Genomic DNA, 13,053 nt, shown 5'->3' on the forward strand with positions numbered 1-13,053 from the left:
CATCGTGCGCACCCTGCGCGACGACGGCGTGGGCATCGTCTTCATCACCCACCACCTCGAAGAGATCGCGGCCCTCGGCGACCGGGTCACCGTGCTGCGCGACGGCCGCAGTGTCGGTCAGGTCCCCGCCGCCACCCCCGAGGACGAGCTGGTACGCCTGATGGTGGGCCGGAGCATCGAGCAGCAGTACCCGCGCGAACGCCCCGACCCCGGGGGCCCGTTGCTCACGGTGCGGGGCCTGACCCGGCACGGTGTCTTCCACGACGTGAGCTTCGAGGTACGGGCGGGCGAGGTCGTCGGCCTCGCCGGACTGGTCGGCGCGGGCCGCACCGAGGTGGTCCGCGCGGTGTTCGGCGCCGACCCCTACGACGCGGGCAGCGTCGAGGTGCGGGGCGCACGCGTGGCCCGGGGCGATGTGAGCGCGGCCATGGGGGCCGGGGTCGGGCTCGTGCCCGAGGACCGCAAGGGGCAGGGCCTGGTGCTCGACGCCTCCGTGCAGGAGAACCTCGGCCTGGTCACGCTGCGCTCGGCCGGCCGCTGCGGGCTGGTCGACCTCAAGGGCCGGCGGGCGGCCGCCGCCCGCGTCGCCGGACAGCTCGGGGTGCGGATGGCCGGGCTCGACCAGCCGGTGCGCACCCTGTCCGGCGGCAACCAGCAGAAGGTCGTCATCGGCAAGTGGCTGCTCGCCGACAGCAGGGTGCTGATCCTCGACGAGCCGACCCGGGGCATCGATGTCGGCGCCAAGGTCGAGATCTACCAGCTCATCAACGAACTGACGGCATCCGGCCGCGCGGTCCTGATGATCTCCAGCGATCTGCCCGAGGTGCTCGGCATGAGCGACCGGGTGCTCGTCATGGCCCAGGGCCGGATCGCCGGCGAACTCCCCGCGCACGAGGCGACCCAGGACGCCGTGATGGCGCTCGCCGTCGCCGCACCGAACGCACAGGAAGATGTGGAGGGCTCCCGTGGCCACTGACACGCTCGACAACCGGACCGGCCGGGGCGGGGCCCAGGGCCTGCGCCGTCTGCTGCTCGACAACGGCGCGCTGAGCGCCCTGGTGGTCCTCGTGGCGGCCCTCGCGCTGCTCTCCGGCGACTTCCTCACCACCCAGAACCTGCTGAACGTCGGTGTGCAGGCCGCGGTCACCGCGATCCTCGCGTTCGGCGTCACCTTCGTCATCGTCTCGGCGGGCATCGACCTTTCGGTCGGCTCGGTGGCCGCGCTCTCGGCCACCGTGCTCGCCTGGTCGGCGACGTCCGAGGGCGTGCCGGTGTGGCTCGCCGTCCTGATGGCCGTCGCCACCGGCATCGCCTGCGGCCTCGTCAACGGCGTACTGGTCTCGTACGGCAAACTGCCGCCGTTCATCGCGACGTTGGCGATGCTGTCCGTCGGCCGCGGCCTGTCCCTGGTGATATCCCAGGGCAGCCCCATCGCCTTCCCGGACTCCGTGTCCCACCTCGGTGACACGCTCGGCGGCTGGCTGCCGGTCCCCGTCCTGGTGATGATCGGCGCCGGTCTCCTCACCGCGCTCGTCCTGTCCCGCAGCTACATCGGGCGCTCGATGTACGCGATCGGCGGCAACGAGGAGGCGGCCCGGCTCTCGGGGCTGCGGGTGAAGCGGCAGAAGCTCGTCATCTACGCGCTGTCCGGTCTGTTCGCCGCCGTCGCGGGCATCGTGCTCGCCTCACGGCTCTCCTCGGCGCAGCCGCAGGCGGCCCAGGGCTACGAGCTGGACGCGATCGCCGCCGTCGTCATCGGCGGGGCCAGCCTGTCGGGCGGTGTCGGCAAGGCGTCGGGCACCTTGATCGGCGCGCTGATCCTCGCGGTGCTGCGCAACGGCCTCAACCTCCTTTCCGTGTCGGCGTTCTGGCAGCAGGTCGTCATCGGCGTCGTCATCGCGCTGGCGGTCCTGCTCGACACCCTGCGCCGCAAGGCCGGGGCCGCGCCCGGCGCCGCCGGCGGCAAGGCCGGGGCCGGCCGCAAGGGGCCGGGCGCGATGAAACTCGCCGTCGCCGTGGTGTGCCTGGCCGCCGTCATCGGCGCCGGGTACCTCCTGAACCCCGGGTCCTCCGGGAGCGCCAAGCCCAAGCTGGGAATGTCCCTGTCCACCCTCAACAACCCCTTCTTCGTGCAGATGAAGGCGGGCGCCCAGGCCGAGGCGAAGGCCGAGGGCATCGACCTGACCGTCACCGATGCCCAGAACGACGCGTCCCAACAGGCCAACCAGATACAGAACTTCACCGGCTCCGGCATGAAGTCGATCATCGTGAACCCGGTGGACTCGGACGCGGTCGGCCCCGCCGTGCGGGGCGCCAACAAGGCGGACATCCCGGTGATCGCCGCCGACCGCGGCGTCAACAAGGCCGAGACCGCCACCCTGGTCGCCTCCGACAACGCGGCCGGCGGCCGGCTCGCCGCGCGGACCCTCGCCGAGAAGCTCGGCGGCAAGGGCCGGATCGCCGTCCTCCAGGGCACCGCGGGCACCTCGGTGAGCCGGGAGCGCGGCGCCGGCTTCACCGAAGGCCTCAAGGCGTACCCGGGCATCGAGGTGGTCGCGCGCCAGCCCGCCGACTTCGACCGCACCAAGGGCCTCGACGTCATGACCAACCTGCTCCAGTCCCACCCCGACGTCACCGGTGTCTTCGCCGAGAACGACGAGATGGCCCTGGGCGCCGTCAAGGCCCTGGGCGACCGGGCGGGCAGCGCGGTCGCCGTCGTCGGATTCGACGGAACCCCCGACGGCGTCAAGGCGGTCGCGGCGGGCACGCTGTACGCCTCGGTGGCCCAGCAGCCCGAGGAGCTCGGCCGGATCGCCGTACGCAACGCGGTCCTCGCGACCCGGGGCAAGAAGCCGGACAGCGCGGTGAAGGTGCCGGTCAAGGTGGTGACCCGGGAGAACGCGGCGGCGTTCTCCTGAAGTCGCCCGACCTGATGCCCCGCTGACGGGCCATCAGTGCTTCCGGTACAACCGAGGAACGAACCCATGCACCAGCGGAACGAACCCATGCACCAGCAAAACGAACTCATGCACCAACAACTCGCCCACGAACACCACCTGTTGATCGTCGGATCCGCCAACGCGGACCTCGTCGTCGGAGTCGAGCGCAGGCCCGAGCCCGGGGAGACGGTGCTCGGCTCCGACCTCGCCGTCCACCCCGGCGGCAAGGGCGCCAACCAGGCGGTCGCCGCGGCCCGCCTCGGCGCCCGGACGGCGCTGCTCGCCAAGGTCGGCGACGACGACCACGGACGACTGCTCCTGACGTCGCTGCGGGAGGCCGGAGTCGACACCGCCGGCGTGCTGGTGGACCCGGCCCCCACGGGCGTCGCCCTCATCGTCGTCGACCCCTCCGGCGACAACAGCATCGTCGTGTCCCCGGGTGCCAACGCCCGGCTCACCCCCGACGACGTCCGCGCCGCCGGGGCCCTGCTCGCCTCGGCGCCCGTCGTCTCCGTCCAGCTGGAGATCCCCCTGGCGACGGTCGCCGAGGTGGCCCGCAGTCTGGCGCCGGGTGCCCGCCTGGTCCTGAACCCCTCGCCGCCGGCCCCGCTGCCCGGCGAAGTCCTCGCGGTGTGCGACCCGTTGATCGTCAACGAGCACGAGGCGCGCTTCATGCTCGGCGACTCGGCGGGGGAGAGCCCCGAGCACTGGGCCGCGGCCCTCCTCGCGCTCGGCCCGCGTTCCGTCGTCGTCACGCTGGGCGCGGCGGGCGCCCTGGTCGCGGGCCCGGACGGCACCGAGCGGGTGCCGAGCCCGCGCGTCGAACCCGTCGACACCACCGGCGCGGGCGACGCCTTCACCGCGGCCCTGGCCTGGCGCCTCGGGCTCGGCGAGGACCTGCCGCGGGCCGCCGCCTACGCCTCCCGGGTCGGTGCCGCGGCCGTCACTCGCAAGGGCGCCCAGGAGTCCTACCCGACCGCAGGGGAGCTGCCCGGCGCCTGACGGCCGAGTTGGAATAGCCCCCGCCCCGACTTACGGCAATGCGCCCCCGCGCCGCCGGCCGGCCGCGGCCGCTTGTGGGCGTACGGACAGATTTGACACCGCAACCGCAATTCCCGTCGTCCGAGGGGAGCAGGTGCAGCGGTGGTCTACCTCGCTGGTCAAGTACGGTCCGCGGAAGCCGGGTTCGTCGATGTCAGGGACCGGGCTACCTGGACGGAACTCTTCTACGACCTCGTGCTCGCCTTCGGGGTGAGCCAGATCGCGCATGTGCTGGCCCAGCATCCCGGCTGGGCCACGCTCGGCAGCTGTCTGCTGGTCCTGGTGCCGCTCTGGTGGGCCTGGGTCGATGTCGTCATGGCGATGAACGCCGTGCACGAGACCGTCATGCAGCGGGTGTTCCTGCTGCTCGCCGGCCTCGCCACGTACGGCATGAGCGTCGCCGCCCCGCACGCCCTGGAGACCCGCTCCGAAGCGCTGCTCTACGCCGGGTGCTATCTCGCGCTCCGGCTGCTCATCGGGGAGGCCATCCGGCGCGAGTGCGCCGTCTACACCATCCACCCCTACCGCGCGGGGCTCGCCTTCGCCCTCGTCCTGTTCGCCACGGCCGTGCTGCCACCGGGCCCGCGGACGGTGGGCTGGGCCCTGGCCGTGGTCGCGGAGATCCTCGCACCGCTCGTACTGAGCGGCCATTTGCGGCAGTTGGCGTTCGGCGTCAACCACCTGCCCGAACGTTTCGGGCTCTTCATCATCATCGCGCTCGGCGAGAACGTGGTCTCCGTCGGCGCCTGGGTCGCCGGGCGCCGGCTCGGGCTGCTCGAACTCCTCGCCGTCTCCCTCGCGTTCCTCACCGGCTGCGCCCTGTGGTGGCTCTACTTCCATCTGGTCGCCTCCGCCATCGCCCACGCCCTGCGCACCCACCCCACCCCGTCCGTCGTGGTGCGTGACGTCCTCAGCTACGGCCATCTCGTGCTGGTACTGGGCCTGTTGCTGGTCTCCGTCGGCGCCGACCGGATCGTGATCGAACCCACCCATGTGCCCCACCGGTTCGCCGCCGCCCTGCTGCCCGTCGGCGCCGCCCTGTTCACCCTGACCTTCTGTTACACCCGGCGCCGGATGTTCGGCGCCGCCTCCCTGACCCGGTTCGCCGCAGCACTCGCCCTGTTCGCGCTCGGCGCTGCCGCGCCCTGGCTCCCGGGGCTCGCCACGCTCGGCTCGGCGGCCGCGCTGCTCGTCTGCGTCAACGGCCTCGAACACTGGCTCATCAGCAGCGGACGCGAGGTCCCCATGATCTTCAGGAAGGCTCAACATGCCCCGTCAGAGGGCTAGTTGACGTAGTGCGCCGGGTGACATCGCCAAGTGTCGCGAGGGGGGCCCGCCGAGCGCGAAACCCAGGGTCTTCGGACCCTACCGTTCCTGCGTACTCAAGTTTCTCCGGCATGGAAAAGGAGGTGGCGTGATGCCGTCCCGCAGTTCGACACCGGCCCTGCTCGCGTTGTCGCTGGGCTATTTCAGTCTGGGGACGATCTCACTTGCAGTGGTCGGCCTCAACGGTCCCATCGGGGACGACCTGCACGTCGCGCCGGCTCGCGTGGGCTTCCTGGTCACCGTCTTCGCGCTCACGTTCGCCCTGTTCGCTCCGGCCGCCCCGATTCTGCTGCGCCGCTGGAACCGCAAGCGGGTGCTCCTGCTCGGCATCGGCCTGCTGACCGTGGGCGCGGCGCTGGGCGCGCTGGCCCCCAACTACGGCTTCCTGGTCGTGACCCGGGTCGTCGGCGCGATGGGCGCGGCCGTGTTCGGGCCCGGCGCCTCGGCCGCGGGCTCGCTGATCGTCCCGCCCGAGCGCCGGCAGCGCGCGCTCGCCACCGTGTTCGCCGGGATGACGGCGGCCGCCGTACTCGGCGTCCCGCTCGCCTCGTTCCTCGGCGGCAGCCTCGGCTGGCGCCCGGCGATGCTCGGCGTGGCCGCACTGTCGGCACTCGGGTGTCTGCTGGTCGCGGTGTACGTGCCGGAGATCCCCTCCGGTGAGCCGCCCACGGTCAAGGCGTACCGCTCGGCCCTGCGCACCCCCGCCGCGCTCTCCACCGTCTCGACGACGCTGCTGTTCATGGCGGCCCAGTTCACGGTCTACGGCATCGCGGGCGCCTATCTCAAGGAGCGCTTCGGTGCCTCGTCCGGACTGATCTCGGTCACCCTGCTCGCGTTCGGCGTCATCGGTGTCCTGGGCAACGCCTCGTCGCCCCGGATCGCCGAGAAGCTCGGCGGCTCGCGGACCATCACCATCGCGGTCGCCGGCCTCGCCGCCGGGTTCGTACTGCTCCTGGTGGCCCCGCACTCCGAGCCCGGACTCGTCCTCTTCGCGATCTGGGCGTTCTTCAGCCAGATGTACCAGGCACCCCAGCAGGCCCGCCTCGTGGACCTGCTGCCCACCCAGCCCGGTCTCATCCTGGCCATGAACGCCGCCGCCCTCTACCTCGGCATGAGCCTGGGCAGCTTCATCGGCAGCGCCCTGCTGCCCGACACGGGCGCGGGCCCCATCCCGGCCGTCGCCCTCGTCATCCTCGCCGTCGCCGCCCTCGCGCACGCCTCGTCGGCCCGCAAGGTCACGGTGGCCGAACAGCCCGCCACACCGGTCCCCAGCGCGTAACGGGACCACCCCGGACCCGGCGCATGACGGGACCACCCCCGAACCACATCTCGCACCAGGCAGAAACCACAAGGAGACACCGTGTCCAACCACCACGTGCAGCTCGTGCGCGACTACATCGAGAACATCTGGAACGAGGGGCAGACCGAGCGGGCCGACGAGTACCTGGCCGACCGCCTCATCCAGCACAACCCGAACCTCCCCGACGGACGCAAGCCGCTGGTCGAGTTCATCGAGGGCTTCCGCAAGCAGCTGCCCGAGGCCCGGTTCGAGATCCGCCGGATCGTCGGCGACGACGGCCTGGTCTTCACGCACTCCCACTTCCGGCCGCAGCCGGGCCACCGCGGCACGGTCGTCGTCGACGTCTTCCGGATCGACGACGGCCGCATCGTGGAGCACTGGGACGTCCGCGAGGACGTGCCCGAGACCACCGTCAGTGGTCACGACGTCTACTGAGCCGCCCCCTGGCTCCTCCCCGCTGCCGCTCCCCGAGGCCCCCTGCTTCGAGGAGCGGCAGCTCCCTTTTCCGGCACACCTGTTGACGGCACGTCCACGGATACTGAAGGAGACAACCATGGCTGGAGTGACCCGCCGGGGATTCCTCGGCACCGCCTCCAAAGTCGGCGGCGCCGCCGTACTCGGCATCACCGCGGCAGGGCCCGCCCGGGCCGAGTCGAGCACGACGGCGAGCACCACGGCCGCCGCCGTGACCGTCACGCCCGACGACCCCCGCTATCTGGACCTCACGGCCCGCGGCTACAACGCCAGATTCGCCGCGAAACCGGACTCCATACGCCTGGTGCACTCCACCGACCAGGTCGTGGCGGCGGTGCAGGAGGCGGTGTCCGGCGGCAGGAGAATCGTCGTCCGCGGCGGCGGACACTGCCTCGACGGCCTCGTCGACGACCCCGACGTGCGCATACTCGTCGACCTGTCCGAGATGGACGCCATCACCTACGACGCGGCGCGCCGCGCCTTCGCCGTGGAGGCCGGAGCCATGCTCGGCCATGTCTACCGCACCCTCTATCTGGAGTGGGGCGTCACCATACCGGGCGGCACCTGCCCCACCGTCGGCGTCGGCGGCCATGTCAGCGGCGGCGGGTACGGGGCGATGTGCCGCCAGTACGGCGCGGTCGTGGACCACCTGTACGCGGTCGAGGTGGTGTACGTCGACGCCGCCGGCACCGCCCGGTGCGTGGTCGCCACCCGCGACGCCGCCGACCCCAACCGCGAGCTGTGGTGGGCGCACACCGGCGGAGGCGGCGGGAACTTCGGCATCGTGACCCGGTACTGGTTCCGCTCCCCGAACGCCACCGGCAGCGCCCCCTCGGCACTGCTCCCCAAGCCCCCGGCCACCCTCCTGAAGGCGAGCACCAGCTGGAAGTGGAGCGACCTCACCGAGGCGGACTTCGGCCGCCTGGTGCGCAACCACAACAACTGGCACCACGCGAACAACACCGTCGGCACCGCGTACGACAGCCTCAACAGTGTGTTCATCCTGAACAACTATGTGCAGGGCGCCCTGGTGCTCAGCGCCCAGATCGACGGCTCGCTCGCCAACTCGGCGGACCTGATGAACAGTTACATCGCGGCCGTCGCCGACGGGGTGGCCGCCCCGCACACCACCGCCACCTCCAGCTGGCCCTGGCTCAAGGCCACCCTGAAGGACCCCTACGACACGGGTGTGTTCAACCGCGGCAAGTTCAAGGGCGCGTATCTGCGCCAGAGTTGGTCCGACGCACAGCTCGCCGTCCTGTGGCAGGGCCTCTCCGACAAGACCTACGACGGCCATGCCGGCATCCTGCTCTACACCTACGGCGGGCAGGTCAACAACGTCGCGCCGAGTGCCACCGCGCTGGCCCAGCGCGACTCGATGCTCAAAGCCAACTTCACCACCTACTGGAGCGACCCCACCCAGGACGCCCGGCACATCGCCTGGATGCGCAACCTGTACCGCGACATGTACGCCGACACCGGCGGGGTGCCGCTGCCCGACGGGGCCGCCGACGGCAGTTACATCAACTATCCCGACACCGACCTCACCGACCCGGCCTGGAACACCTCGGGCGTCCCCTGGCAGACCCTGTACTGGAAGGGCAACTACCCGCGCCTGCAGAAGGTCAAGAAGGCCTGGGACCCGCGGAACGTCTTCCACCACGCCCTGTCCGTCACGGCCTGAGCCGCACCACGCGAAGTGCCCCGCCCCGGTTCGACCGGGGCGGGGCACTTCGCGCAGGGGGGAGCGGCTATCAGGCCGGGTCGGGCGTCAGGTGAGGGCGGGCAGCGCGACCCCGGTCAGGGACTCGCTCAGCTCGCGCAGCCGGGCACGGGCCGCCGGGTCGTAGGCCTGGGCGCCGGCCCGCGAACGGCGGTCGCGGTCGAAGTACTCACCGGTGACCTCCGCGAGCGCGGGGTCGGTGACCAGGCGCGCCACATTGCGCATGCCCTCGGCGACCGTGCTCTGCGGTGTGAACAGGTGCACCACCATCTTGGTGGGCATGTACGAGGCCGGGTGCAGGGCGTTGACCGTGACACCCGTGCCGGCCAGCTGCTCGGCGAGGTCCACGGTCAGGCTGATCTGCGCCAGCTTCGCCTGGCAGTACGCCTGCACCCCGTCCCAGCGGCGCTCCAGCATCACATCCCCGAAGTCGATCGGGGCCTGCCCGGCCGAGCTGACGTTGATGACGCGGGCCGGCGCGGAGCGCACCAGGAGCGGGGCGAGCCGGCAGCTGAGCATGTAGGCCGCCAAGTAGTCGACCTGGAAGGTCAGTTCATAACCGTCCTGGCTCTCCTGGCGGGCCAGCTCCACGCCGATGCCGGCGTTGTTGACCAGGACGTCGAGCCGGTCGTGGCGCTCCAGGATCCGGTCGGCGAGTGCGCCGATGTCCTTGAGCGAGGCGAAGTCGGCCAGCTCGTAGCTGATGTTCTGGTTCCCGGTCTTCTCGCGCAGCTCGTCGAGGAGCTCCTGGCCCTTGGCGGCGCTGCGGCCGTGCAGGATCAACGAGTAGCCCTGGGAGGCGAGTTCATGGGCGAGGGCCCGGCCGAGGCCGTCGGTCGCACCGGTGATGAGGACGGTCTGCTCGGTGACAGCGGTCATGCGGTTTCACTCCGTGGGATGTCGGATGGTGCCCATGGGGGCACGGCCGGTCGAGTGACCGGCCGTGCCCCGAGCGATCGTGCGGATTCACGCGTAGGTCCGCAGTTCTTCTGCGGACTGGTCGGTGTAGCCCTGGCTCACCTCGATGACGACGCCGTCGGGGTCGCGGACCCAGACGGTCCGCCAGCCGGGGATGAACTCGTCGAAGGAGAGCGGACCGAGCGTGATCTCCAGTTCGCCGTCCGCCGCCGCGAGGAACGCGTCGACGTCGTCGACCTGGAAGGCGAGGTGCCGGGCGGCGCCCGGGTTGTCGGGCCCGTCCTTGACCGTGTCGAAGGCGGGCGCCGAGTCGGTGGGGAAGAGCTCCAGATAGACCGGGCCGCTGCGCAGGAACACCACGCGGCTGCCGTCGGCCTCGACCACCCGGGCCCGGCCGAAGCCGAACCAGCGGGTGTAGAACTCCTCGGTGGCTTTCTGGTCGAGGCAGTTGAGCCCGACGTGCGACCAGCGGACGTTCACGTCGACGGGTGCGGACATGGCCTCACGCCCCGGTGACGGCCGCGAACGGCACGCTGTCGTGATGGTTGGACATGTAGTGGATCAGACCGCCGGAGACCTGGAAGTAGTTGCAGACCTCCGCCTCCACGCTGTCCCCGCCGGTGGTGACGGCCGAGATGTGCGAGACCACCGCCGCCTGCCCGCCGTCCACCACGATGTGCACCGGGGTGTTGGAGAACGAGGCGTACATCTCGGGGAAGCCCTTCATCATGTCCCGTAGCGTCTCGCGTCCCTCGACGTGCCCGGCGAGCTGCTCGTCCATCGTCTGGTCGACGGCGAACAGGTCGCACCAAGCGTCCCACTCACCCGCGTTGGCGAGCCGGTAGTAGGTGTCGACGATCTCTCGCGTGCTCTTCGTGCTCATGGGGAGTCCCTTCCTCGGTGGACGGGTGAACTACGGCAGCGGTACGTCGAGTTGTCGCATGAGGCCCGCCGTGTCGGCCTGGACCCAGCGCTCCACGACCTTGAAGTCCTCCAGGCGGTAGACCTCCAGACTGGTCCAGGACACCTCCTTGCCGCTGGCCTCCATGCCGAAGAACGGCGCGATGTGCTTGCCGTGGAAGGTGATGTGCATGATCACCTTGTCCGGCGCGGCGGCGTACAGGGCGTCCAGGGTGACCCGGAAGTCCAGCGCGTCGTGGGCGGCCTTGATGATGCCCTTGAGCTCGTCCAGGCTCTGCACGTCCCACGCCGGGTTGTTGTCCTTGAAGGTGGGGCCGAACAGGGCGTCCAGGTCGTCGTAGCGGCGCTCGTTGACCGCGTCGCTGACCTTCTGCACGACCGCGACGTTCTCCTCGTCGGGCGAGAGCTGGCCGCGCAGGCCGAACAGGTCGTCCTCCGCCCAGCGCTCCACGAGCCGGCCGTCCTCGGCCCGCCAGATCTCGGTGGTGGTCCACTCCACCTTGCGTCCGGTGGGCGGGATGTCGAGGACGGGCTCCTGGTGGGTCCCGGTCAGCCGGACCCGGGTGATCACCTTGTCGCCCGACTCGATGGTCTCCAGGAGCTCGCCCCGGATGCCGAGCGTGCGGTGCGCGCCGCGCAGGGCGTCCAGGTAGGAGTCGAGGCCCAAGATGTCGAAGCCCGGGTGGTGGTCCTCGAAGTCGGCGCCGATCACACGGGCGATCTCGGCGTAGTCCTCGGTGTTGAGCGCGGTGAGGAACCGCTCGTACAGCCGGATGTTGTCAGACGTGGGCATGGGGATTCCCCTCGGTCCGAAGTGAGGTGTGCGACTGGGACTGCTGGATGAGAGCGGCCGCCTTCTCGCCGATCATCACGCTCGGTGCGTTGGTGTTGCCGGCGACGATCGTCGGCATGACGGAGGCGTCGGCGACCCGCAGCCCGTCGACGCCGTGGACGCGCAGCTGGGCGTCGGTGACCGCGTCGGGCCCGGTGCCCATGCGGCAGGTGCCGACCGGGTGCCACAGGGTGGTCGCGTGCGCTGCGACGTAGCCGCGCAGCTCGCGCGGGTCGGTCACCCGCTCGCCGGGACCCAGCTCCGCGCCCCGGAACGGGCCGAAGGCGGAGGTGTGGGCGAGTTCGCGTGCGAGCAGGATGCCGTGCACCAGGACGTCCCGGTCGGCCGCCGAGGCGAGGTAGTTGGCGCGTACGACCGCGTTGGCCGACGGGTCGGCGCTGCGCAGCCGCAGCCGGCCGCGGCTCTGCGGGAGCAGCGAGATCGGCGCGAAGGTGAAGCCGGGGCCCCGGTGGTGGGCGGCCGGGGCGTCGGGCGCCAGGAACTTGATGGGCCCGAACGTGAACTGGAGGTCAGGGGGCGCGCCGGGCCCGGCGTCCCTGGTGTGGGTGAAGAGGCCGGCCTCGGAGATCAGCGCGCCCTCGGGATGCTCCTGGAGCGACTGGTAGCAGACCGGCACGAACAGATGGTCCTGGAGGTTGCCGCCCACGCCCGGCAGGTTCTGTACGCAGTCGATGCCGTGCGAACGCAGATGCGCGGCCGGGCCGATCCCGGAGAGCATGAGCAGCTTCGGGGACTCGAACGCGCCCGCCGAGACCACGACCTCCTGCTCGGCCCGGACCCGGTGCAGGCGGCCGTCCCGCTCGTACTCCACGCCCGTCACCCGGCTGCCGTCCAGGATCAGCCGCGTTGCCCGGGCTCCCACCTCGACCGTCAGGTTGGGCCGCTTCAGGGCCGGGCGCAGATAGCCGTCGGCCGTGGAGGAGCGGCTGTTGGCGTCGTCCCGGGTGGTCTGGTACAGGAAGCCGTAGCCGTCCTGGCGCTCGCCGTTGTAGTCCGACTCCGGCGCGGTGTAGCCGAGTTCGGCGGCGCCCGCGACGAAGGCCCGGGCGAGCGGGGTGGGGTCGTCGAGCTCACGCACCCGGACCGGGCCGCCGGTGCCGCGCAGCGCGGACGGGCCGCCCGAGTAGTCCTCGGAGCGCCGGAAGTAGGGCAGTACGTCGTCGTAGGACCAGCCCGGGTTGCCGAGCGCCGCCCAGCGGTCGTAGTCGTGGCGGCTGCCGCGGACCCACATCAGCGCGTTCACGGAGCTGCAGCCGCCGGCCACCTTGCCCCGGGCGACCGGGATCCGGCGCCCGTCCAGGGCCGGTTCGGGCTCGGTGGCGTAGCCCCAGTCGATGTCGGGGCTCCACTCGGAGGCGAGCAGCGCGAACACCGCGGCCGCGTCCGTGCGGTGGATCTCCGGGCGCTCGTCCCAGCCGCCCGCCTCCAGGACGAGCACGGCCGCGCTCCCGTCCTCGCTCAGCCGGCTCGCCACGGCGCAGCCGGCCGAACCGGCGCCGACCACAACGTAGTCGAAGGCGCGGCCGGGGGAAGTGCCCGCCAAATCGGGTGACATGGA

At 71.4% G+C, this 13,053-nt stretch carries 12 protein-coding genes; 7 read left to right on the forward strand and 5 right to left on the reverse strand.

Features of this window, described 5'->3' with window-relative positions; all coding sequences use genetic code 11:
* From CG740_RS40900 to CG740_RS13265, 7 genes are all read left to right on the forward strand, one after another.
* Positions 1-976: sugar ABC transporter ATP-binding protein (locus tag CG740_RS40900; protein WP_234376231.1), on the forward strand; the 976-nt coding region annotated here is incomplete at its 5' end.
* Complete coding sequence (locus CG740_RS13240) at positions 966-2,918, forward strand: ABC transporter permease/substrate-binding protein (protein ID WP_100575278.1); 1,953 nt, start codon at positions 966-968, stop codon at positions 2,916-2,918. The genes CG740_RS40900 and CG740_RS13240, both read left to right, overlap by 11 nt.
* 87 nt (positions 2,919-3,005) lie before the next feature.
* Positions 3,006-3,941 (forward strand): ribokinase, encoded by a 936-nt coding sequence (locus CG740_RS13245; protein WP_442802823.1) that lies wholly within the window; start codon positions 3,006-3,008, stop codon positions 3,939-3,941.
* A gap of 141 nt (positions 3,942-4,082) precedes the next feature.
* Positions 4,083-5,267, forward strand: a complete 1,185-nt coding sequence (locus CG740_RS13250) for a low temperature requirement protein A (RefSeq protein WP_100575279.1) — start codon at positions 4,083-4,085, stop codon at positions 5,265-5,267.
* Positions 5,268-5,397: 130 nt separating this feature from the next.
* On the forward strand, positions 5,398-6,585 hold the full coding sequence (locus tag CG740_RS13255; protein ID WP_100575280.1) for an MFS transporter: 1,188 nt from the start codon (positions 5,398-5,400) through the stop codon (positions 6,583-6,585).
* Positions 6,586-6,666: 81 nt separating this feature from the next.
* Positions 6,667-7,041: a nuclear transport factor 2 family protein gene (locus tag CG740_RS13260; RefSeq protein WP_100575281.1), complete on the forward strand. Its 375-nt coding sequence runs from the start codon at positions 6,667-6,669 to the stop codon at positions 7,039-7,041.
* 118 nt (positions 7,042-7,159) lie between these two features.
* Positions 7,160-8,764 (forward strand): FAD-binding oxidoreductase, encoded by a 1,605-nt coding sequence (locus CG740_RS13265; protein ID WP_100575282.1) that lies wholly within the window; start codon positions 7,160-7,162, stop codon positions 8,762-8,764.
* 87 nt (positions 8,765-8,851) lie between these two features.
* Here the strand turns inward: CG740_RS13265 and CG740_RS13270 are convergent, their stop codons facing one another.
* From CG740_RS13270 to CG740_RS13290, 5 genes are all read right to left on the reverse strand, one after another.
* Entirely contained in the window at positions 8,852-9,682 is an 831-nt protein-coding gene (locus CG740_RS13270; RefSeq protein ID WP_100575283.1) for an SDR family NAD(P)-dependent oxidoreductase, read from the reverse strand.
* Between the two features lie 87 nt (positions 9,683-9,769).
* A complete protein-coding gene (locus CG740_RS13275; protein WP_100575284.1) occupies positions 9,770-10,219 on the reverse strand; it encodes a VOC family protein in 450 nt (149 codons plus the stop codon).
* 4 nt (positions 10,220-10,223) lie between these two features.
* Positions 10,224-10,604, reverse strand: coding sequence for a nuclear transport factor 2 family protein (locus tag CG740_RS13280; RefSeq protein WP_100575285.1), 381 nt, complete (start codon positions 10,602-10,604; stop codon positions 10,224-10,226).
* Positions 10,605-10,634: 30 nt separating this feature from the next.
* Positions 10,635-11,435, reverse strand: a complete 801-nt coding sequence (locus CG740_RS13285; RefSeq protein WP_100575286.1) for an ester cyclase — start codon at positions 11,433-11,435, stop codon at positions 10,635-10,637.
* Entirely contained in the window at positions 11,422-13,050 is a 1,629-nt protein-coding gene (locus CG740_RS13290; RefSeq protein ID WP_100575287.1) for a GMC family oxidoreductase, read from the reverse strand. Before CG740_RS13290 ends, CG740_RS13285 begins: the two co-directional genes overlap by 14 nt.
* Positions 13,051-13,053: the final 3 nt, after the last annotated feature.

Origin of the sequence: Streptomyces sp. CB01201, assembly GCF_002803085.1 — a bacterium.
In the GTDB taxonomy this organism is placed as follows: domain Bacteria; phylum Actinomycetota; class Actinomycetes; order Streptomycetales; family Streptomycetaceae; genus Streptomyces; species Streptomyces hundungensis.

What these genes read in the sequence shown, in the direction of transcription:
- CG740_RS13290 (WP_100575287.1), bottom strand. Translation starts at nt 13,050, where the DNA reads ATGTCACCCGATTTGGCGGGCACTTCCCCCGGCCGCGCCTTCGACTAC.
- CG740_RS13265 (WP_100575282.1), top strand. Translation starts at nt 7,160, where the DNA reads ATGGCTGGAGTGACCCGCCGGGGATTCCTCGGCACCGCCTCCAAAGTC.
- CG740_RS13280 (WP_100575285.1), bottom strand. Translation starts at nt 10,604, where the DNA reads ATGAGCACGAAGAGCACGCGAGAGATCGTCGACACCTACTACCGGCTC.
- CG740_RS13275 (WP_100575284.1), bottom strand. Translation starts at nt 10,219, where the DNA reads ATGTCCGCACCCGTCGACGTGAACGTCCGCTGGTCGCACGTCGGGCTC.
- CG740_RS13270 (WP_100575283.1), bottom strand. Translation starts at nt 9,682, where the DNA reads ATGACCGCTGTCACCGAGCAGACCGTCCTCATCACCGGTGCGACCGAC.
- CG740_RS13245 (WP_442802823.1), top strand. Translation starts at nt 3,006, where the DNA reads ATGCACCAGCAAAACGAACTCATGCACCAACAACTCGCCCACGAACAC.
- CG740_RS13285 (WP_100575286.1), bottom strand. Translation starts at nt 11,435, where the DNA reads ATGCCCACGTCTGACAACATCCGGCTGTACGAGCGGTTCCTCACCGCG.
- CG740_RS13255 (WP_100575280.1), top strand. Translation starts at nt 5,398, where the DNA reads ATGCCGTCCCGCAGTTCGACACCGGCCCTGCTCGCGTTGTCGCTGGGC.